General features: G+C 48.6%; 12 protein-coding genes and 5 pseudogenes. 14 read left to right on the plus strand and 3 right to left on the minus strand.

Features of this window, described 5'->3' with window-relative positions:
- Window positions 1-170: 170 nt before the first annotated feature.
- From tnpC to FHS77_RS13845, 7 genes and pseudogenes are all read left to right on the plus strand, one after another.
- On the plus strand, window positions 171-1,790 hold the full coding sequence (tnpC, locus tag FHS77_RS13815) for an IS66 family transposase (RefSeq protein ID WP_184224370.1): 1,620 nt from the start codon (window positions 171-173) through the stop codon (window positions 1,788-1,790).
- Window positions 1,791-2,295: 505 nt separating this feature from the next.
- Window positions 2,296-3,411 (plus strand): cellulose biosynthesis protein BcsN, encoded by a 1,116-nt coding sequence (gene bcsN, locus FHS77_RS13820; RefSeq protein ID WP_184224372.1) that lies wholly within the window; start codon window positions 2,296-2,298, stop codon window positions 3,409-3,411.
- 45 nt (window positions 3,412-3,456) lie between these two features.
- A pseudogene (gene bcsA / locus FHS77_RS13825) lies at window positions 3,457-5,688 on the plus strand (UDP-forming cellulose synthase catalytic subunit).
- A 2-nt stretch (window positions 5,689-5,690) separates the two neighbouring features.
- A complete protein-coding gene (locus FHS77_RS13830) occupies window positions 5,691-8,114 on the plus strand; it encodes a cellulose biosynthesis cyclic di-GMP-binding regulatory protein BcsB (RefSeq protein ID WP_184224374.1) in 2,424 nt (807 codons plus the stop codon).
- Complete coding sequence (locus FHS77_RS13835; protein ID WP_184224376.1) at window positions 8,104-9,240, plus strand: family 8 glycosyl hydrolase; 1,137 nt, start codon at window positions 8,104-8,106, stop codon at window positions 9,238-9,240. The genes FHS77_RS13830 and FHS77_RS13835 overlap by 11 nt, the downstream gene beginning before the upstream one ends.
- Window positions 9,237-11,366, plus strand: coding sequence for a tetratricopeptide repeat protein (locus tag FHS77_RS13840; RefSeq protein WP_184224378.1), 2,130 nt, complete (start codon window positions 9,237-9,239; stop codon window positions 11,364-11,366). Before FHS77_RS13835 ends, FHS77_RS13840 begins: the two co-directional genes overlap by 4 nt.
- Window positions 11,367-11,682: 316 nt before the next feature.
- Window positions 11,683-14,181, plus strand: coding sequence for an autotransporter outer membrane beta-barrel domain-containing protein (locus tag FHS77_RS13845; protein ID WP_246431348.1), 2,499 nt, complete (start codon window positions 11,683-11,685; stop codon window positions 14,179-14,181).
- Window positions 14,182-14,267: 86 nt separating this feature from the next.
- On the opposite strand, the pseudogene FHS77_RS13850 reads toward FHS77_RS13845, so the two are convergent.
- Window positions 14,268-14,429 (minus strand): annotated as a pseudogene (locus FHS77_RS13850) (IS3 family transposase); the annotation flags it as partial.
- Between FHS77_RS13850 and FHS77_RS13855 the strand changes: the two are divergent.
- The 5 genes and pseudogenes from FHS77_RS13855 to FHS77_RS13875 form a co-directional block, all read left to right on the plus strand.
- Window positions 14,424-15,016: pseudogene (locus FHS77_RS13855) on the plus strand (IS3 family transposase); the annotation flags it as partial. The pseudogenes FHS77_RS13850 and FHS77_RS13855 sit on opposite strands and share 6 nt — an antisense overlap.
- A gap of 573 nt (window positions 15,017-15,589) precedes the next feature.
- Complete coding sequence (locus FHS77_RS13860) at window positions 15,590-18,943, plus strand: autotransporter family protein (protein ID WP_246431347.1); 3,354 nt, start codon at window positions 15,590-15,592, stop codon at window positions 18,941-18,943.
- 125 nt (window positions 18,944-19,068) lie between these two features.
- Window positions 19,069-19,245, plus strand: coding sequence for a hypothetical protein (locus FHS77_RS13865; RefSeq protein WP_184224396.1), 177 nt, complete (start codon window positions 19,069-19,071; stop codon window positions 19,243-19,245).
- 33 nt (window positions 19,246-19,278) lie between these two features.
- Complete coding sequence (locus FHS77_RS13870) at window positions 19,279-19,650, plus strand: hypothetical protein (RefSeq protein WP_184224398.1); 372 nt, start codon at window positions 19,279-19,281, stop codon at window positions 19,648-19,650.
- Window positions 19,651-20,130: 480 nt separating this feature from the next.
- Window positions 20,131-20,406, plus strand: a pseudogene (locus FHS77_RS13875) (DDE-type integrase/transposase/recombinase); the annotation flags it as partial.
- 315 nt (window positions 20,407-20,721) lie between these two features.
- On the opposite strand, the gene FHS77_RS13880 reads toward FHS77_RS13875, so the two are convergent.
- Window positions 20,722-22,341, minus strand: a complete 1,620-nt coding sequence (locus FHS77_RS13880) for a GMC family oxidoreductase (protein ID WP_184224400.1) — start codon at window positions 22,339-22,341, stop codon at window positions 20,722-20,724.
- Window positions 22,342-22,372: 31 nt separating this feature from the next.
- Window positions 22,373-22,630, minus strand: a complete 258-nt coding sequence (locus FHS77_RS13885) for a sugar dehydrogenase complex small subunit (RefSeq protein WP_210307152.1) — start codon at window positions 22,628-22,630, stop codon at window positions 22,373-22,375.
- A gap of 46 nt (window positions 22,631-22,676) precedes the next feature.
- On the opposite strand from FHS77_RS13885, the gene FHS77_RS13890 reads away from it, so the two are divergent.
- Both FHS77_RS13890 and FHS77_RS16155 read left to right on the plus strand, forming a co-directional pair.
- Window positions 22,677-22,841, plus strand: coding sequence for a hypothetical protein (locus tag FHS77_RS13890; RefSeq protein ID WP_184224404.1), 165 nt, complete (start codon window positions 22,677-22,679; stop codon window positions 22,839-22,841).
- A 201-nt stretch (window positions 22,842-23,042) separates the two neighbouring features.
- Window positions 23,043-23,273: pseudogene (locus FHS77_RS16155) on the plus strand (IS6 family transposase); the annotation flags it as partial.
- Between the last annotated feature and the right edge of the window lie 95 nt (window positions 23,274-23,368).

The raw sequence follows: 23,368 nt of genomic DNA on the forward strand, positions 1-23,368 counted from the left end.
GTCTGGACCATTCCCAACTCATGGCTTTATTGGCCGGAATGGACTGGAAGAAGATCCGCCCCAACAAGATAAAACGCCCTGTGCTGACGGGGTGATAACACCTGCGGCAAGATGATTCATGATGCTATATTGGTTGGGAAACCGGCTGTTTTTGTGTTCTACTCAGTCTCATGAATTTACCTCTTCACGATTTGCCGGATGACGTTGACGCACTGAAAGCAATGGTGCAGGCAATGGCTTGTGAGCAGGCCGCGAAAGAAGCTCAGCTGAAGGCTGCTGAAGCAGAGATTGTCCGGTTGGAGGCCGTAGAAAAGAGCGCCAATGAGCGGATTGCGAACCTGACATCCATCATGAAGGTTTTGCAGCGCAGCCAATATGGTCGGCGCTCCGAACAACTGCGCCTTGGTATTAACGATGAACAGGTCTCATTTGCTTTCGAAGAGGTGGAAACCGGTCTTTCGGCGATCCGGAGCGAGCTTAAAGATGTAGCCCGGGATAAGCCGAAACGAGCATCACGTCCGCGCAAAGTTTTTGCCGCTCATCTCGAACGCATTGAGGAAATTATCGAACCGGAAATCCCTGCTGGTTACGAAGGGTTGGAAAAGGTCCTGATCGGCGAGGATCGCTCGGAGCGACTGGACGTTGTGCCGCCGAAGTTCCGGGTTATCGTGACGCGCCGGCCCAAATATGCATTCCGCAACCATGATGGTGTGGTTCAGGCGCTTGCACCTGCACACATCATCGAAAGTGGTCTGCCGACGGAGCGTTTACTCGCCTATATCGCCGTTTCCAAATATGCCGATGGCCTTCCGCTTTATCGTCAGGAAGCAATTTATTTGCGCGATGGTGTTACGATCAGCCGGAGTTTGATGGCGCAATGGATGGGGCATCTGGGCTTCGAGCTTCAGATATGCGCTGATTTTATCCTTGAGCGGATCAAAGAAGGTGAAAGGATCTTCGCTGACGAAACGAGTTTGCCCACTCTGGCTCCAGGAGCGGGAAAGGCCACCAAGGCATGGCTTTGGGCTTATGCGCGCGATGATCGCCCTTATGGTGGGAGCAGTCCGCCAATGGTGGCTTACCGCTTCGAAGACAGCAGGGGCGCAGAGTGCGTGGCGAGGCATCTTGCCGGCTTTAACGGCATCCTGCAGGTCGATGGATATGCTGCCTATACAAGCATGATCAAGGCGCAAGCCAAAGCTGGGCGTAATGAACAGATAAAGCTTGCAGGTTGCTGGGCGCATTTACGCCGCAAATTTTACGATCTGCACATGAACGGTATCTCGCAGACCGCAACAAATACTGTTGTCGCTATGGCTGAATTGTGGAGGATCGAGGATGAAGCACGCGGCAAAAGTGCCGACATGCGCAGTGCTTTGCGTCAAGATCAGTCCGCAGCCATTGTCACGCGTCTTTTTGATATGTGGGAAAAAGAGTTGGCCAAGGTCTCCGGTAAGTCCAAAACTGCCGAAGCAATCCGCTACGCGCTCATCCGGCGCGAAGCGCTGCAGCGGTTCCTCACTGATGGTCGGATTGAAATCGATAGCAACATTGTTGAGCGCGCCATCAGACCGCAGACAATTACAAGGAAAAACAGCCTGTTTGCCGGAAGCGAGGGCGGAGGTCGGACTTGGGCCACACTGGCAACGCTTCTCCAGACATGCAAAATGAACGACGTCGATCCGCTTAACTGGCTATCCCAAACCTTAAGCCGCATCGCTCAAGGATGGCCTGTAACAGAAATCGAGGACCTCATGCCTTGGAACTTCAAGTCCAACGCCATCGGCTGACCGCTTACGTTTCAAAAAGGTTCTGGTGCAAATTTTATACACTCCCAACCGGACCAAATCCAGATATCGAGCAGACCGTGTTCCGCAATGTGTTTTTGAGCACGCAAATTTGATTAAGGCGATTGGCATCGCGGATATCATCATGGCCAGCGGGAATAAAACCTCATTCACAGCCCCAGTCAGGGCTATTCACCTCGTGTCATTGTCACAAACAAGTGGGGTTCTTATGGGAGACGGAATATTTATTCATTAAAAATTGTAGCGCCGCAACTCTCGAACAACTGACAATCCCGCTTACATCTACCCCATTTTTCTATCTTAGAATGAATATGGCAGGGGAAATCAAAGGTTAATATATTTTTAACTATAAAAAGCTATCACTTATAAATGGTCGGATTAGACTTTTAGAGGTACTTTCTTGTAAAGCATTGTTTGAGCATAGCTACCTGTTTATTGTTTTTTATAAAAGATGAGGTTCGCAAAATTGATAGCTTGGCGTCCCTGCTTGATCATATTGTTCTGCTTTATACTGGCGTCTTGCGCAACAAGAGACCCTTCCAATCTTACCTATGGTAAGCGTGATGTCGGGATAGATGCTGCCTTCATACTTCCTGCCGATCGCTCTGTTATTGGCATTACCCAAGAGCGTGCGAGCAATGGCATTACTCAGACTATCGCTTTGAGTACAAACTCCAGTCATTCGGGTGAAAATTTTTTCCGCGTTACGTTTTTCGGACCTGTCAATGCAGAGGGTGCCAGCGAAAACACGCTGTCTTACTCTCAACTTACAGAAAGCCGCATCACGCGTGAGTTGCGCACCGAAATGGCTGGCGTAGCGATCACGCGTTCACCCTATTACGTGCAGAATAATTACGGGCCGTTTAGCTATGCCACCGGCACGACCTCCGGTGGTGACAGCTGCATATACGCTTGGCAGCAAATACGCGCTCCTGCTCATACTCAAAATTTCTTCCAGAATCGTGGCCGCATAGATTTGCGTTTACGTCTTTGTGAAACCGGCACCAGTCAGGAAAAACTTCTGGCGACGATGTATGAATTCACTATCAATGCCACAATAGGCGTCAGCAGCTGGAACCCGCTCGGAGAACCGGCAGGGCCGTCACCTGAATTGGGACGCCCCGGAAATCCGTTACTGGCACCGTCCGTTAACAGCAATATGAGCGGCCCTTTCCCTGCATCTGATCTTAACACTGACCGTCTGAACACGACACTGCAAAGCACAGATAGCTCAGCGGTTTCACGCAGTGTTTTACCAGCTCCAAAACGCAGCGCAATCAACCAGCCAGCACAGATGCCGGATGATTATTCACCTGTCACGCAGCCTTATGCCGTTCATACTTACCCGCAGTCACCGGTTACCGTGCCTGCCCCGCAACAGATCAACTCTGCTGTTACGTCTGTCAATCATCTGCCACAACCTTTGCAGGTATTATCGCCGACTATGGCACAAGTGCAGACTGCCGCACCGTTATTTGTGCCGGCGCCAGTACAAGGGCAAGTTATGAATCCCCCTGCTGTTGTTGTGCCTTCACCATGCAGATTGGCGACCAATCCATCCTCCGGCGTCACAGTCGGAAATAACAGCACGGTATGTCCCTGATGAATAAAAGAATAATAAATTTACGCATCACAACAGGAGAATCTGATGAGTAAAATCGGTGTTCTCTTCTGCTGGTTACTCTCTGCTTTATGCGTGCTTTTGTTCACATTCATGCCGATTAACCTGCCAACCCAGTTTACTCTTGGCATCAGCGTATTGGTTGTTCTGGCCGTGTTGAAACATTTCCGCGTCGACGGAAAATGGCGTCTCGTTGTGCTTGCGCTCGGCACATCTATCGTGATGCGCTATGTTTATTGGCGTACAACACAGACAATTCCGCCGGCCAGCCAGTTGCAAAACTTTATTCCGGGCATCGTGCTTTATCTGGCTGAAATGTACAGCGTGATGATGCTTGCTCTCTCCCTGTTTGTGGTTTCATTTCCTCGTAATTCTCCGGCTGCAATTCAATTGCAGGAAAGTGAAATGCCAACGGTTGATGTGTTTATCCCGAGCTATAATGAAGATTCCGGCCTGCTCGTTAATACTCTGGCGGCTGCCGTTAATATGGACTATCCGGCAGACAAACTGACCATCTGGCTGCTCGACGATGGCGGAACCGATCAAAAATGTGAATCCAATAATCTGCTGGAAAGTCGTCGTGCTATTGAGCGGCGAGCAGAATTGAAAACTTTATGTGCGGATTTTGGTGTCAATTATCTGACCCGTACGCGCAATGAACATGCCAAAGCCGGTAATCTGAACAATGGTCTTGCCCATTCTCAAGGGAAGCTGGTTGCAGTGTTTGACGCCGACCATGCGCCTGCGCGCAACTTCCTGACGGAAACAGTGGGTTATTTCCGTGATAACGCCAAATTATTTTTAGTGCAGACACCACATTTTTTCATCAATCCTGATCCGGTAGAGCGTAACTTACGCACATTCAACCAGATGCCGAGCGAAAATGAAATGTTCTACGGTATGGTTCAGCGCGGGCTGGATAAATGGAATGCAGCGTTTTTCTGCGGGTCTGCCGCATTGCTCAACCGCGAGGCGCTGGCAATCACCAATGGTTTCAGTGGTGTCAGCATTACCGAAGACTGTGAAACTGCTGTCAATCTGCATGCACATGGATGGGAGAGTGTCTATATCGACCGCCCGTTGATTGCAGGCCTGCAGCCGGCAACTTTTGCGAGTTTTATCGGTCAGCGCAGCCGCTGGGCACAGGGCATGATGCAAATCCTGCGCTATCGTTTTCCACCACTGCTTCCGGGGCTCACTTTGCCGCAACGACTTTGCTATATGTCCTCAACCCTGTTCTGGCTGTTTCCTTTTACGCGCATGACATTCCTTGTCGCGCCGCTGTTTTATTTGTTCTTCGATCTTCAGATTTTTACCGCTTCGGGCGGTGAGTTTATGGCCTATACGCTGATTTATCTCTGCGTGAACCTGATGCTACAGAATTATCTCTATGGTGCTTATCGCTGGCCATGGATTTCTGAGCTTTATGAATATGTTCAGTCAGTACATCTGCTACCTGCGATTATTTCTGTCATACTGAACCCGAGTAAACCGACATTCAATGTCACGGCCAAGGATGAGTCCATTCTTGTCAGCCGGTTGTCAGAAATCGCCCGTCCCTTTTTTGCCATTTTTATTGTCCTTGCGATCGCACTGATCTATGCCGTTTATCGTATCTACACCGAGCCTTACAAAGCCGACGTTCTGCTGGTCGTCGGTGGCTGGACATTGTTCAACCTGATTATGGCTGGCTGCGCGCTGGGTGTGGTTTCAGAACGCGGCGAGCGCTCGTCTTCCGTGCGGGTGAAAATGACAAGACGCTGCGAAGTGCTGATTGATGATCAATGGCACGCCTCAACAATTGATGACGTATCTGCCAATGGCATGCACATTATCAGCTATGCGAGTGATGCTTCTTCCCTGAGTGTCGGTCGGGAAACATTTGCACGTTTTGTTACCCATGCCGACCAGCAAAGCGAGAACCTGCCGATTGAGATCCGCAATGTCTCGCGTGAAGGCGATCTGATTTAGCTCGGCTGTCTGTATAAACCAAAACATGCTGTCCATCACCGCCTTGTTGCGGATCTGATTTTTGCCAACTCCGCGCGCTGGAGTGAAATACAACTAGAGCGCCGCACCAATCCAGGCGTTATACGGGCAACAGTCTGGTTTTTTGGCATGTCACTTTACCAAACCGGCAGAGGGCTGGCCTATTTCCTCGGACTGAATAAACACACAGCTCAAACCCCAAAAAAAGTTACTCCTAAAGGATCTTCTCCGTCTTCTGCTTCCGTACAACCGGTGCAGAAGGGAGGCTAGGCATGACAAAAACTTCACAATATCCTATGCGCAACATCCGGCGTTGTGTTTTGTCCGCCTGCTTGTCGGCTCTTCCTGTTTCCGGTGTGGCCTTCGCACAAATACAAGCCCCGAAGCCGTTTGATATGGCGCCCGAAATCGGTGATGCACCAGCACCTGTTACCCCCGACATGACTGCACCGGTTGTCAATTCGGTTACGCAGCCAGTCATGCAGGCTCCCATTGAAAACCGCCAGCTCTGGCGGCGCTACATCGTGCCGTCTGATATGCTGTCGCTTACCGGCGAACAATATCAGCGCAGCTGGAATCTCAATATGACTGCAGAAGAGGCCAAAGCGCCGGTACGGCTTAATCTTGGCTATCAGAATGCTATTCTCGTCGCTCCGGAAAACTCATATTTGTCCATTAGTCTCAATAATACCGAAATCTTACGGCAGCCGATCCAGTCTGCCGATCAGCTATCTGAGGTTATGGTTGAGATACCAAAAAATGTGCTAAGAGCAGGCGCAAATACCTTTTCAATTCGTGCACAGCAGCGCCACCGCACTGATTGTACAGTCGAATCCACCTATGAGTTGTGGACCAATATTGAGCCATCCAAAACCTATCTGGCTTTTGATCTTCCCAAAACAAACGCAACACAGGCTAATAAACGTTTTATCAAAAATGAAGATATGTCCGCAATTGGTGTCAATCCGAAGGGCCTGACACAATTCAATATTATTGCCCCCGCACTCGGCAAAGAAGACAATGGCACAAGCCTGCTGGATTTGTCACAGGCTTTGGCTATTCTTGGCGGTATGCCCAATCAGAGCTTTTCGGTTGAAAAATTCTTCAGCCCTGCACTTATCCATCACGACGGTGCCCAATCCGGTGTCCTGACGGTGCTGGTTGGTACTCCGGGCGAACTGGCAACTGCGTTCGAAAATTTGCAAGTCGCGCCGGATGAAAACAGCTCAGACTCTATGCGCTTTCTGACCAATGCGCATACGGGAGAGCAATTTCTGCTGATATCGGGTGAAAACTGGCGTGAAATTACTCAAAATATTGATGATCTAGTCGCGATAACTGAGAGGCCTGCCAATATTCTGCGCAGTTCCCTGCACACGGAAAACTGGAATTTGCCGGATGCGAAAATGCTACGCGAGGCAACAGTGCTAACATTTTCGCAGTTGGGCATAGCCACACAACAATTCAGCGGTCGCAGACTGCGTAATGAATTTACTTTTGGTATTCCGGCAGATTTTTACGCCAATGCCTATGGCTTGGCAACAATTCTGCTTGATGCTGCTTATTCAGCTGAGGTTCTTCCCGGCAGCCAAATCGATATTTATGTAAACGGCGATATTGCCACCACTATACTGATCACCGACAGCGGTGGCGGGGTGATGAAACAATTGCCGATCAATATAGCGATGCGCAATTTCCGGCCGGGTCTTAACACGGTGACGATTGAAGCATCACTCCAAACTAAGGCAGATAAAGTCTGTGCTCCGGGCAATCCTTCATCCAATACACCGCGCTTTGCACTGTTTGACACGTCAAAATTCAGTATGCCGACTTTTGGGCGCATCGGTCAAACACCCAATCTGGCTGCAACATCTGCGGTCGCATATCCCTATAATTATGCAACGGATGCGTTGCGGCTGTTCGCTAATCTGAATGACTATAATGTGCTTTCGGCTTCAGCCACCATCATGGGCAATCTTGCTCATGCGGCAGGCCGCCCGTTTAAAATAAAGCAGGTACAGCCGGATGATGACCTGACAACAGGTAATGCGCTGTTTATCGGGGCTATTACCAATTTGCCTGATATAGTTCTGGCACAGACTGGTATTAACCCGAAGGCCAAAAACATCTGGAGTAATGACGATATTGTTCTGCCTGCGCAAGACAATACGAATTATACGCTGAGCCAATGGCAGGAGCAGTTGCAATCGGGCTGGTCTGGTCGTTTGCAGCATTTTTATGCTAATATACGTGAAACATTCAACATTTCAGACGGATTGAGACTATTTCCGAGCGAGGCCGTACAATTCATTCCGTCTCAGGCGGTGTCTGTATTAACGGCTCAGGGCCCAAGCCCATCATCAAAGGGGGCATGGACTGTCGTAACAGCGCAGGATACAGCGATGCTGCGGCATGGCGTGGAAACTCTGGCTCAGCAAATCAACTGGACAAAAGTCGACGGGCGTATTTCAGCCTATAATCGTGAGAAACAGTCCATCGAAACGATCCCTGTTCAGACCACGCAATTTCTGTCAACCCAGCCGCTGTCATTTGCGAATATGCGCTTAATCGCTACCAACTGGCTTTCCAGCAATGCGCTTTCCTATGTGCTGGTATTGCTAGTTTCGCTGATTGCATTGGGGCTGACCACATCAGCAATGCTGTCACGTTTCGGGAGACGGGACGATGAAGAATAGATCAATAAGTCTCCCGTTCGCTTCATCAGTAGTCTTGTTCACACGTGCTGTTCTGATGGTCCTCACCGTTTGTCTGATGCCTGTGCAAAGTGCATCATCCCAGACAGTGGCGCTTCCGACCTCGGCGGCTCCCCTAATCAGCACCAATGACTGGCCCATGATCAGTATCAATGACTGGAGTGCCTATAGCGATAAATTCCTCACCAAAGAGGGGCGCATTGTTGACGATGCCAATGGCAATATCAGCCACAGCGAAGGTCAGGGCTATGGTCTGCTGCTGGCTGTTATGGCTGGCCGGCCAGCTGATTTTGAACTGATCTGGAGCTTTACCCAAACGGAAATGCTTATCCGTAATGACGGTTTGTCCTCATGGAAATGGGATCCTGCGGTCAGACCACATATTACCGATACCAACAATGCATCTGACGGCGATATGCTGATTGCCTATGCTTTGGCACTTGCTGCAAAAAAGTGGAACAATCAGGACTACCGTAAAAGCGCAACAACCATTGCCGGCACTTTACTGAAGAAGCAGATTATCAAGCAGAATGATGAAACAATTCTGCTGCCGGCTATACGTGGTTTTTCACTTAAAGAACGCGCAGACGGGCCGGTGATCAATCTTTCCTACTGGATATTTGAAGCTTTTCCGGTGCTCAACGAGCTTGCTCCGTCACCTGCATGGGCAGCATTGACGAAAAGTGGGCTCAGTTTGCTGGCAAAAAGCCGGTTCGTCAAAGCGCAGCTGCCGACCGACTGGATCAGTGTTCATAAAACTCCTGAACCTGCAAATGGGTTCCCACCTGAGTTCAGTTATAATAATTTGCGAATTGTTCTTTATTTATCCAGAGCAGGCTACGGGAAAGAACAATTGACACAGCAGATAGCAAAGGCCATGACCGATGAAAGTGGAAATGTTAAGCTGGTAAATGTGACGAGCAACGTAAAAATCACGTCTTTGAGCGAGCCGGGTTACCGGATGATTCCGCAGCTTGCCGCCTGTATTGGTAGCGGCGTGAAGTTGACTGCGGATGTACGCCGTTTCACGCCAACGCAATATTACCCGTCAACTCTGCATCTGCTGGCACTTTCCTATGTCGCCCATAACCATCCGGAGTGCTTATGAAAAATCTGTTCATAGCGTTTCTGCTGGCTTCGGCAGTGGCTACAGGCCTCTATATATTTTCAGATGATCTGAAATCCGGTTTGGGTATGGAAAATACGGCCAATGAAGTCACCGGATTGCCTGCTGACAAGCCTGAAACATTCTCTGCGCAAGCCGAACGGAACAATCCTAAGGCAGAAAACCTTCCTGAGGTCGATGAAAGTGCGCTACGCTATTTTGCGTCACGGGGCGACAAGGCCCGCTTGCAGGCAGAAATCGCACGGCTGAAGGCACTTTATCCGAACTGGTCGCCGCCGGAAGACCCTCTCGCACCCCTGAAAATACGAGATACAAAACTCGATCAGTTCTGGAAATTCTATGCGGATGGCCAATATGCCGAGCTGCGCAAAGCCATTGCCACAGCTAAAATTCAGGAACCTGACTGGGTTGTGCCCGCAGATCTTTTGGCGAGTCTCGAACTTGCGGAGGCGCGCCAGCGTCTGGTCAATGCATCCGACAACAAACAATATGATATGGTTGTCAATCTCGCATCACAGGCAGCGCAGCTTCTGACCTGCAATGAAGTTGATGTGTTGTGGCGACTGGCCGAAGCTTTTGTAAAACAGGATAAAGCCGAACGCGCACGTGATGGCTATCTCTATATATTGAAGAATTGTACAGTACCGGCGGACCGGCTGGTAACAATCCAGAAAGCACTTGAAAACCTGCCTTATGAGCAGGCCCGACAGGTTTTGGAACAACAAAAAACCGGAGCCGACGGCAAAGGGGAATTTGCCTCACTAAGTGACGATATAGCCCGCCGTTTTGTGACACTTGCTGCGCAAAATCCCGACATGAAAATCGACAAGTCCTATCTCTCCTCGCTTGAAGCATTGTCACAGAAAGACGGCTCTGCATTAGACGCTGAAACGCTGGGCTGGTACTATCTGCGTCGCAATGAGATGCCAGCTGCTGAAAAGTGGTTCCTTACTGCTAAGGAAAAAGATGACAGCGTTACGGTTTCGCAAGGGCTGGCACTGATATTGAATAGCCGCGGTGATTTTGCGCAGGCTGAAAATATCATGTATCCGTGGCGCGATCAGTCACCGGAGGCGAGTGCTGTTTATTTTGCCACTACCGCTAATTTGCTGACCAACGACCCGCCTGTAAAGCTGCCCGCAGCTATTACGCAGGATGTAATGACGCGTATTGCAGCCGCTGTAATAGCCGAAAAAAACGTCAGCACAGCAGAACAGCTTGGTTGGTATGCCCGTGCTATCGGCCAACATCCAACCGCCATTCAGTGGTTTCAAACAGCGCTGTCATGGGATAGTTCCAGCGAAGCTTCAGCCTATGGTCTCGCACTCAGCCTGTTTACGATTGGCGATAAAGCTGGTGTGGAACAGGTGAAACATGTCTGGGCGCCGCTTTCGCAGCGCATTGCAGATCTTGGTATTAAAGGTGGCAAATCCGGCAAGACCGCACTGCCAGGTGCTATCGCATCGCAGCCTGCCGAAACAATCCTACAAGTTGTACCGCGTCAGCAGCAAGCGCGGTCCGCAATATCTGCGCAGAGGCAAGAACAGGCCCCCCGTGTGCAACGCCAGCCACCAAGCAGTGCGAATGCCAATGCCCGCAATTGCCGTGCGACAGTTGAAGGGCCGATGCCCACTGGCAGCAATGCGGTTGCCCATGGTTGGTGTTTGATGGAAATGAACCGTCCGCTCGAAGCGGTAAAAAGTTTTGAATCTGCGCTTGCCACCGGCTCTGCGAATGACCGTGCAGACGCTGCCTACGGTCAGGCTCTTGCTTATCTTCGTGTCGGATTGGTCGACAAAGCTGCGGTATCGGCCATCAAAGCACCGATGAGCAAAGCACGCCAGAGAGAATTGCGTGTGTCTATCCTGTCTGGCCGGGCTGTTGCAGCCTATAAAAGCGGGCAATTCCGTGATACGTTGTTCATTTTGGAACAACGTGCCCAGATCGCACCACCACGCAAAGATTTGATGGCGCTCCAGGCGGCGTCTTATCTCAAGCTGCGCCGCTATGATGATGCCCGTATTATCTATGAAGCATTGGCCGCTTCAGGCGACCGCGAAGGTATCCGTGGCGTTGCCTCAATCAGAGAAATACAAGGATCAAACTGATCTGTTCAGACAAGAAACTGAAAATTCGGCTACAATCAAAAACCAGTGAGTCCGTGCTCACTGGTTTTTCTTTTCTGTCAAATGCATGTCTCAGTAAACACTTAAGAATTTTATTAATCATTATCCGTTAACCATAAATTTAACGGGATCATAAGCGATCCGGCAAATCACAACTCTATTACACAGTTCGGCATTTCTTCTGCCTGTTTGGATCATAAGCGTTATGAGAGTCATTCACGCCCGATATGTAAAACGCTCAACGATTAATATAAATCGTGCAGTTTTGTATGCAGGTGTTGCGTCTGTATTGCTGGTTATGACTGCGCATAAGGCCAGCAGCGCAGAACCGTTTCAGATATTGGAAACTGACCTTGCAACTGCAAAAACATCCCTGCCGGCTGAGCCACAGCCGTTTCAGATGCTGGTCAGTGATGTGGCAGATGGCCGGACAACGATCTATCAAGGCAATGAATCTGCAGGTGATGCAGAGATTACCAACAATATGGTTGAATCTCTGTATTTCAATGATCAGAGTACTGCTGCTGCCGCGACAATTATCAATAATACCGGTGGCGCAACGCATTTCAATGATCAGTCGACAGCCGCAAGTGCATTTATTACGAATAATGCTAATGCCAGTCTGACATTTAATCAGACCAGCACTGCCGCTGATGCCCGCATTACCAATAATGGCGGCAGCAATTTTGTATTCAATAATAATGCGACTGCTGGGAACGCAGTGATTACCAATAATGGCACAACCACATTCAATGGTAGCGCCAGTGCAGACAATGCGCTGATCACCAATAATGCAACCGGCACCATCGGTTTTAATGATCAATCTAATGCCGGATACCGGAACATCTATAATAGTGGTCAAATTGTTTTTGCAGATCAAAGCTCGGCACAAAACAGCCTGATCGATAATAACCAGACTGGAAGCATTACATTTTCTGATAACAGCACCGGTGCTGCCGCTAATATTAACAATAGTGGCCAGCTCAGCTTCAGCGGTTTCAGTAATGCCGGCCAGACCGCCATTGTGAATAATGAAACGGGCACGATTATCTTCAACGGACAATCAAATGCTGCGGACACAACGATTACCAATAGTGGCTCAACCGTCTTTTCTGCCGCAGCGAATGCCGCCGCCGCACGGCTTATAAACAATGCCGATGCTACTCTGCGTTTTCACGATCACGCCAGTGCGGCTTCCAGCATGATCGTCAATGCTGGTGATCTGACTTTCAGTGGCAACAGCTTCGCTGATCAAGCGACAATCCTGACAAGTGAAGGTGCTACAACACGCTTTGAAGGTCAGGCTGACGGCGGCACGGCAACTGTTCAGATTGATCAAAATGCCAATCTCGATGTCAGCCAGCTGGATAAAAACCGGCTTTCACTTGGCTCCCTGACCAGTGCGGGCGATGTTAATCTTGGCCGTACTGTTTTGAGTGTGCAAGATACAGCTGTCTTCAATGAAACATCGAAGCTTAATCTTGTGCTTGGTTATGGTCAGCTGATTGCACAAAATCTTGAGCTGCAAGGCGGTACACTTGGGTTGCAACGTGCTGCTGACCTGCTCTATGCGCTTGGTGAAACCTACCGGATTATTGACGCACAAAGTTTTTCCGGGTCAAATTTTTCACCGGATATCATCCATGATTTCGCATTTGTCTCACCATCCCTGAGTGAAGACGGCACTGGTGTCACACTTGAACGCAATGATGTGAGTTTTGCGAGTGCTGCACAGACGCACAACCAGACTGCCGTTGCCAATGCTGTTGAAACTCTGGAGCCGGACACGCTGATTTACCGTACGATTATCAGCAGCTCTGAGGGTGATGCGCGCTATAATTTTGATCAGCTTTCCGGTGAAATTCATGCAAACATTGCAAGTGCTGTGCATGATAACAGCACCTTATTGCGCATGACATTGCTGGAACGCGCACGTCAATCCACGCTTAATGAGCCACCCCGTCAGGACATGTGGCAAAGCTGGCTGACGGCCACCAATACTGTGAGCCATCGTGAAGGTGATGGCAATGCTGCAACCGGGCGTTTCACGGGCAATGCGATGACGGGCGGTTTCGACCGCGCAATTACAGACACGTTCTCGGCAGGTATTGCCGGTACTTTTGAGCAAAATACACTCAGGATTGCTGATCGTTCCAGTTCTGCCGATATCAAAACAGTTGGCGCGGGCATTTATAGCGGCTGGCAATACCAAGGCTTAGGCCTGCGCAGCGGCGTAGCCTATCAGCGTCACGCTATTGATACTGACCGCAGCGTCGCTCTGCCCTCCCTGACCGGATCGCTACAGAGTGATTACAGTGCATGGACAGCACAAATCTTTGCCGAAGCGGGGTATATTTTTAATGTAGCTGACGTTGAGATCGAACCTTTTGGAGGCGTTAATTATAGCCGCAGCCATTTCAACGGTTTTCAGGAATATGGCTTGACTGATGCAGCACTCAGCGGCTCATATGTCTCGTTCGACAACGCTACAGGCACGCTCGGCATCAGGATGAGCAAGCGTTTCATCCTGAATCATGCATTGAGCGTGGACGCTCAGTTTGAAGCAGCATGGAACCACGCATTGGGCGACCAGCATGTCACACGTCAGGTTGCCTTCTCTTCAGCATTACCTTTTGAAATCAGCGGAACCGGCATAAGCAGGGATTATCTGTTGCTTGATGCCCGCCTGTCCTTGCTGCGTTATGAACAATTTGACCTGAATGTGATCTACAGTGGCCTTCTCAGCAAGGAGACGCAGAGCCACAGATTTGGAAGCACGGCAACATTACGGTTTTAGAAACGGTTCCGTTGCAAAGTTTTGAACTAGTCAAAATACGGTTTAGCTCTTGGCACCGTTATAGGCAGTGACCTTGCTCACAAGTTTCATCCAGTTTTGAGTTTGCTCCAGCGGTTTTTTGTTACTGATGTTGGGTTGATAGTGGCGGGTTGTGGTGTCAGGCTATTTCGGCTGAGTAGAATTGCATCACGTCTCGGGCTGATAGACTGAACAAACTCGGCTGGTGTCAGCCAGCCGAGGCCGGAGTGGAGGCAATTTACCGCCGCCCGAACACCTCCAAGCCTGCACCAGGTCACAAGATTTACCCCTACCTCCTGCGAAAGCTGGCGGTCACCCAGCCCAATCAAGTGTGGGCAATGGACATCAGCTATATTCCGATGGCACGCGGTTTCGTTTATCTCTGCGCTGTTGTCGACTGGTTCAGCCGCAGGGTTTTATCGTGGCGGCCGTCAATCACAATGGAAGCCGCTTTCTGCATCGAAGCGGTCGAGGAGGCGCTTTCACGTTACGACAGGCCGGAAATATTCAATACGGACCACAAGGATCGCAATTCACCTCCATCGACTTCACCGCTGTGCTAAAGAAGGCTGAGATAGCTATCTCGATGGATGACAAGGGCGCATGGCGTGATAATGTCTTCGTGGAACGTCTCTGGCGGTCGATCAAATACGAGGAAGTCTACTTCCATGCCTACAAGACCGTATCCGAAGCTCGAACTGGCATCGGTCGATATCTGAACTTTTATAATAATCGACGACCACATTCATCACTTGACCGGCAGACACCGGATCAAGTTTACTTCAACGCGCAGACACCAATAATGGTGGCAGCATAATCCAGGCGGAAATTCACTTAACGAAACAATCCAAACTGTTCAGACAAACCGAACCACTTCTATCTGTTTTAGCGATATTTTTTGTGCAGTAATCTGCCTGCCTTTAGTCTAGTTGATGCCGTGGCTAATTTATAATCTGATACTACTACTCATGGAAATAGAGTTGTTTTGCAATATGTTTTAATTCTCTGGAGCATATTTATTGCGGCTAGAAACGAATGATTATTTGGGTGTAAATCTAGGTAGCGCAGGTTTGGGTTTCCCAAAATAAATGGGGGCTTAACTATGGCAAAATGGCGTCCTCGTTCGTCAAGATATATTTTAAAAAATAGAGTTCTTCAAAATACATTCATCCAGTCAAACATTAAATATTTATTTTTACAATAATAGTATTTTTACTTCTACCAAGTTTCAGTGGTAGCTTTTCCTGAGATGCTGATTTTTATATCGTTATTCGATAATAATTTAAGCTGGCAGAGGGCATATCAATGAAACTGAGATCTATATTGACTTTGGCATCAACGACGTGTTTGTCTGCGGGATTCTTGACGAGTCTTTACTCCGGTAGCGCTCATGCTTTCACCCCCCCATATAATTACTGATGCGAACGGCAATCCCGTTTTTGAATTGCGGATGTTTTATCCGCAAGACGGGAAATTTTTCAGAGATGCTACCTCAACTTGGGTCTTTGATCCGCTCACAATTTATCGCACAAAATCAGCAGCTCAATATTGGGCTGACATCATCAAGGTCACCCCAGGGCAAAATCCAGCCATCATCAATGTCGGCACCGAAGAGGAGGATAATGCCTCTGCAATAAGTGTTATTTCGCAAGAGGTGAATGGTGCTGGCACGCTTATAAATTCCGCTCTGAATAATGGCGTGATCGATCCGGAGCACATGCTTGACGGAGCGCATGGAGTAATCACGATTGGAAAAATGGATTGGGACTGGCAACAGCCCTTTGTTCCATCGCAATTGATTCATACGCCCCAAGTGGATATGACCAGTACCCTTATTCATGAGATAGCTCATGGCCTTGGCATCGCGGCTTCAGTCAGTTCCGAACAAAACAACGCTTTGATAGATGCACAATTTGAACTTGAGATAAACGTTTGGTCCACTCATCTGATTGATCGTCATGGTAAGGCTGCCGCACCTGATCAAACGATCATTTGCAATTTCTGTGAACCCGCTGCGGCAGGAGCTGATACATTTGATATCGGTGACGGTTTTGCTTATTTCGCAGGGTGGAATGTAAACGCAGTGCTCAATGGTGCCATGCCGGGCATTCCGGTCCGCATAGATTTAAATTTGCTTCCTGGTTATTTAGATGACCCGTTTTCGCATACTGAGCTTAGGAACAGTATGATGAGCCATCAACAATATTCAAATTATATGTCGTTGATGGAGGCTGAATTCGCAGCCTTACAAGATATTGGCTACTCAATTGATCGCCGTAACCTGTTTGGCTACTCGGTCTATAATGATGATATTACACTGATTAATGATAACCCCTTCTTCGCTCGCAATAGTGAAGGCACTGCCTATATCCCCAACAGCTATAACACCGCGACCATGGGGCTCGGCCTTCATATCTATGGAAGCGGCAATATAATTGCCCAACGTGCAGATTTGCTATCCGCAGGGGCGGGAGGTGCAGGTATTCGTGTCGATGGTATTGGCAATACGATGACTATTTTGCCCGGAACACGGGTTCACGCCAACGGTGAGAACGGTCTTGGTGTGTTGTTTGCTTACGGAAAAAATCACACCCTGACTCAACGTGGTGATGTGCAAGCACTGGGTGAAAATGGTATCGCGGTCAGTTTTGACTTTGGCCATAATTCACTAGGTGACAACAATGAATATCGCGGTTCTTATTTTGTAACCTCGGGAAAACGAGATTTAGAAAATTATTTTCCCGATTATTATGAAACGGCTCTGAATGAAGTGAATGGCCCACTTGTTTCAAGTTTCGATCTGACCGGCCGTGTTGCAGGTAACAAGGCTGCCATTTTCATGTCAGAAAATGCCTTGGTGGGACAGATCAATGTCATGCAGGGGGCAAGTATTTTCGGGGATATTATCTCTGATTATTATCAAACAGATGATGATGGCAATTTGCGTCTGACTGAGCTGAGTTTCGGCTTGAAGGCTGATGCACAAGGGAATTCGACTGGCACAGCTGATACGGATTTCAGACTGGCTTATGGTGGCAATATCAAGGGCAAGAATATTTCCCTGCATTTTGATGGTGGCACATCTGTTCTGACTGGCAACCATCAGGTCTATGATGCCGATGTGGCGCAAGCAGCAATGCTTTCCGGTAAAGGAGTTTACCAGATTGATACGGGGCAGCAGTTCCGCAATAACGGCATCTTAAATCCTTCTTTTACGGGTGCGACCATCACCATTAACGGCAATTATGCTCAGTCTGCTACCGGCACCTTGCAACTCGCATTCAATGATCAGTCTGACATCAGCAGCCTGATTGTAAACGGTCATGCCGACCTTAATGGCACGATCAGCTTTGCACCTGATCGCGGTTATTATCGTGATGGTTTTACGCTCACTTCAAACGAGTGGTTACAAGTGGGCGCAGTGAGTGGTAACTTCACAAATATTAGCACCTCATTGAGCTCACCAACACTTAACGCGACTGCGACAGATAATGATAATCTGTCTTATACGGTATCATTGAGCCGTGATGCGAATGCCTATTCGCAATATGCGGGCAATAGAGACGACCGTGAAGTTGGCGCTGCATTGGATAGTCTGGCCACTAATGCGGCGACAGAGTTTAAACCATTGCTCGCAGCGCTGGACTTTTCTGCATCTGACGGCTCAACCATTCGCTCAAGCCTGCCGCAACTAAGTGGTGAAGCCTATGCATCCGCAAGCGGCGTTTTGCTCAATGCCAGTGGCATCACCCGGTCATCGGTCAATAATCGCCTGTCTCAGGCATTTGGCGGTACACCGGTTAATCCGGTTTCCGTGATGGCCTATGGCCCGAAAGCTAAGACCAGTCAGGCAGGTAATGCCATTGATCATGTTGCTCCGGTTAATGCTGATGATCTTCAGCGCTATGCCGCATGGGGGGCGGCATTCGGCAGTTGGGCCACACAATCTGCTACAGATAATGCCGCACGCACCAAGTCGACCATTGGTGGGTTCATCACCGGTATTGACGGTGATGTTTATGATAATTGGCGCTTGGGTCTTATGGCCGGATACAGCCGTTCAACCTTTAAAACACCAAGCCTTTCTTCATCTGGTTCCAGCGATAATTATACTCTTGGTGCTTATGCGGGCACTGAATGGGCGACGGGCCAAGGTTCCATCGGTTTCCGCTCAGGGCTTTCCTATTCCTGGCACAATATCGAGATGAGCCGCTCGGTTGCTTTCAATGGCTATTCCGACAAGCTATCCGCTGATTACAATGGCGGTACATTTCAGGTGTTTGGCGAGTTGGGCTATAAGCATGATCTCAGCCCGCGCGTGATCATCGAGCCTTATGCCAATCTTGCCTATGTCCATGTCAGAACGGACAGTTTTACAGAAACAGGTCATAATGGTGCAGCGCTCAGCGTACAATCCGGTACGATGGACACAACCCTCTCAACTCTCGGCATGCGTCTCTCAACCAGCTTTGAGCTTGGTAATACACTGACAACCGCACGCGCTGATCTTGGTTGGCGACATGCTTTTGGCGATGTGATCCCGTTATCGACTGCGAGCTTTGCTGCAGGCTCCAATGCGTTCACCACATCGGGCAGCCCGATTGGCAAAGATACCGCACTGATTGAAGCCGGACTTGATTTCGCCATTACGAAAAATTCCAAACTTGGTGTCTCTTATCAAGGACAGTTTGGTTCAGGTATCACACAAAACGGCGTCAATGCCAATTTCAGCGTAAAGTTTTAAACTGAGTAAGAATAAACTGGATTTGGAGACCTGTATGTAGATAAATTTAGCCGTTAAGTTTCATGCGGCTAAATTTAACTGTATTAGATTGTGTAACCATTACGGCCTTCTAGAGGAACCAACCTATGTCTTTAGGTGCAATAGCGGTCAATCTCATTTTGCCTGCACCGGTACTTATCGTTGAGGACGATATGCAGGTTCGCTTGAGGCTGGAAAATCTTCTGCTACAGTTTGGCTATAAAATTGATGCCCTTATTTTTGCTGCTTCACTCAGTGAAGCGCGCGCGCATTTGTCATTCTAAGCACTTTGGGGATTTGCAAAGGGGGGCGGGGGGATGGATGTTAATATTTCGAGTGTAGAAGTCTTTACCCATGTACGCGTCATTATCGGCATTGTACTTGGTCTAAGTATTTCAAGGCTGTTAACGGGTGTTTGTCGTATTATTCAGCATCCACAGCGCCAGAATATATATCTGATTCATTTGGGATGGGTATTATTTACCTTTCTGACAGTCGTACATTTTTGGTGGTATGAATTATATTTGAACCAGACACTAGTGTGGAGGTTTGAGGCCTACCTGTTCCTTATCTTCTTCGCCAGCTTGCATTTTCTAGCTTGTAGTTTGCTATTGCCAGACAACATGGAAGGCTATTCCGGCTTTCAACATTATTTTACGTCACAGCGCGGCTGGTTTTTTGCATTTTGATATCAGTTTTCTTAATGGATTTTGTCGACACTGCGTTAAAAGGTATGGATCATTTCCTCTCTCTCGGGCTTGAATATCCTTTGCGCAATTTATTCTTGGTTGTAGTTTGTAGTGCCGCTATCTATGCGCGCCAGCAGAAATCGCAATCGGTTCTTCTCTTTCTAGCGATCGTTTACCAAATGACTTTTATTATGACGCAGTTCGGTATCATTTAGGAGCCTATGACTGGCTAGAAGCTTTCAGCGTCCACAATAGTAAATGTATGAAAGGCGATTATGCTTTGGCTCTAACTGCTGCATTATAGGGCATACTCACCCAGCCTGCCATTCGTCAGGGTCATCGTATGCTGCGATCCAGTCGAGCAAGAAAAACAGGTCAAATACACCAGCCTGATCGCCAAAGCCATCATGCTATCCAATGTTGAGGATCTAACCGGTGTTCTTTTCTCCATGGCTGCCGACGGCGTTCGCGTCACCCCCGAGTCGGCGGGTTTATGAAACTTATGTGTAAGTCCCAGGACAATGGACTTACCTTTACCGAGTCGTCGACAAATTCGGCAACACGATCGATTTCTACCTGTCTGCGACGCGCAACGCCAAAGCAGCCAAGCGCTTCTTGGGGAAGGCTTTGAATAGCTTGAAAGACTGGGGAAAGCCACGTGTCATCAACACTAATAAAGCACCAACCTACGGGATTGCCATCACGCAGTTGAAGGCAAATGCCCTGATGAACTGGTGCATCAGCAGGTCAAATATCATGAGAATGATCTAATCGCCCACACGATTTCGGCAATGCACCTGGCTGCGCCATTCAGAAAGATGGACACCCGAAGTCTGTAGCGGGCGGCAACTGCATTCACTACTGCTCCAAGCTTTAAGCTTTTCCAAAACAACCACGTCTTTATATATTTTGTCCAGCGCCACTAAGCATTCCCACGGATATCTGAGTCAGAGCCCTTGAGAAACTCCATTGTAGTGGCCATCGCTAAACTCCTGCCAAATCAACACAAATGTAAATCGCAGATTAAAAACACAGAAGGAAGGTCATGGTCTGATAACTCTTACCTTAAAGTCAAAATTTTACCGTCGCAGCTATTGCCGGCACTGCTTTCAATGACAAGGCAGCAATTGTGAGTGTAGGATTGGCCGTCGCTGATGTTGGAAATGTCCCTGAACCCAATAGAAATAAATTCCGATGATTGAAGCTACGAAGATCAGCATCAACGACTGCACTGGCAGCATCCGTCCCCATACGAACCGTACCGATTACGTGACCCGATCCTTGTATGTCCTTAGCATGATTGATGTTTGTTGCACCTAAAGCTGTGAATATTTCGGTATGAGCCTTTTCAGCTTCAGCTAATCCGGCTCGCGTATATTCATCATAATTATACTCTATCCGTGGCAGTGGCATGCCATTGGCATCACGCTTTTCCGGATCGAGTGTAACGCGATTACTGGCTTCGGGCGATTGCTCTACCAGAGAAGCCAAGCGGATATGTCGCGAAGTCACCTGTCTGATTGCAGCGTCAAGCTCGGCACCGCGTAATCCTTGCTTTGCCAATTCTACCGCCGTCGACAAAGGCGCACCCGTTGGCCAGTTATGACCATCATTGCCAATTTCTATTCTAAAGGCCGCACGGTCTTTACGAAATTCACCGTCACGCAGATTTTCAATTCCTGATGTGGAAAGCGGTCCACGATAAGGCCAGACGGGATCCTTAGCCTCTGCCCAACTTAATTTGCTTGGATGATCCATCAAATTGCGACCAACTTGATCGGAGCTATTGGCAACACCATTTGCGGCCCCCTCCTGAGCAGAGTTTAACAATAAGCGTGGCGTCTCAATAGCATGAGCAGCTACAACAACCACCTTGCCTTTTGCCGTTCCAGTGCTGCCATCAGCACGCCGAAAATCGACAGAGGCAATTTGCCCGTCTGGCGCGAGGTTCAATCGTGTTGCTGTCGTTTGATCATAGATAACCGCGCCCGCACCTTCTGCCTGATCCAGATGGATAGTCGCATCATATTTCGCCTGCACCGGACAGACAGGGATGCACGAGCCATTGCCGCAACATTCAGGCCGATCGCCTGTTGCTACAGAGTTGCGACCTTGAGGCGTGGATCTAACTTGATATTTCGATCCTTCCAGAGCTTTTGTGAATTGTTTATCGAGATATGTCTGCGGTATCAGCGGCATCGGGAAATCACCCGATCTTGGTGAGCCAAGGTCTTCAGTGCTATCACCTGCTACGCCGACTTCCTGCTCAGCCGCCAGATAAAAAGGCTCAAGCGCATGATAGTCGAATGGCCAGTCAACCGCTTGTCCGTAAAGTGAATTCATCTTGAAATCAGCAGGCACATTGCGAAGTGTCGTTCCCAACCAATGCCAGGTGGTTCCGCCCACAACCTTGATATAAGTCGATTTGAAATTCTCAGGCCCCATTTGTTGATAATAATCACCAATCCTGTGAGCTAACGGATGCGGGGCAGTCGGATCATTCGGGTAAGCCGACTCCGGAACCTTAATTTTCGCATTCCAGAATTTTTCGACGGCATCAAAACGATCAATACGCTTTCCACTTTCCAAAAAGGCCACTTTCATACCCTTTTGCGCCAATTTTGCACCAGCAATTGCACCAGCAATACCGCTTCCGATAATCAAAACATCAACAGAAATATTTTCCGACATGTAACAATCCCTAGTGCCTCGATTAACGGAATTAAGCTTCTGACGGTTCAGACCAATAGCCAATTGTGCCGCCGCAATATCCCATTGGTTTGGTGTAATCCATCGCCTGCCAGATCAGCGCATCCGTATATTCTACCACCACCAGATCATCCGGATTTGGAGATTCTCCTGTATACCAAGTGGCAACCAATGAATCAGATAGATCTTGATTGTCATCACCTGCTGCCAGTTGGACGAGATCATCTTCTTTGCCAAGTCTGATGTAGGCTTCCATAATTGTGGTCGCCATGTCCTTAGAAAGTCCGGTCTGTCCCAGTTGTTTTTCTGAGAGCCTCATGAATGAATTGACATCAAAAATTGATGTAGCCGCCCAAACTGGCAGGGGAAATAATGCAAGAAGAGATGCTGCCGAGGACGAGCATAAAAAAGTCCGTCTCGTGAGAGATGAAGGAGACTTGACTTTGTGGCTGGGCATATTTCTGATCCTTGATGCAAAATGAATATTCAACCTACTTTCACTTGATTTATGTCCCTGAGAATTCAGCAAAGCCATCCCTGAAAACTGGTACCTGTACAATAAATTGTAATAGCCCCGAATTATTCGGTTATTTCTCACCCTTAATTGAGGGTGAGGAGTAATGTTAGGTATATGACGTCATTGCCAGGTTGTTTGAGGTAGGGGGCGTTTTCCGCGTGAATTTATTGCTTACGCTGTCTGAACCTATCACCTATTTGCATTGAGCACGGCCGATGTGGAAGATCTTCTTGCTGAGCGTGGCGAGTTTGTCAGCCGAGAAACCGTTTGCGTCTGGATTAATCACTTCGGTCGCCATTTAGCCGACTGTATCCGCAGGAGTCTACCAAAGCCAAAAGACAAGTGGCACCTTGATGAGGCTTTCATTACTATCGGAGGAAAGAAGTATTGGCTTTGGTGGGACTGTTCTAAATTTTGTGTAAGTGCCTTTATTTTCCCTTATCCTGTTTGGATAGACATAAAGAGGTACTTCACATGGATGAAGCCAAGATT

It is taken from the genome of Paenochrobactrum gallinarii, from assembly GCF_014205685.1.
Lineage (GTDB): Bacteria > Pseudomonadota > Alphaproteobacteria > Rhizobiales > Rhizobiaceae > Paenochrobactrum > Paenochrobactrum gallinarii.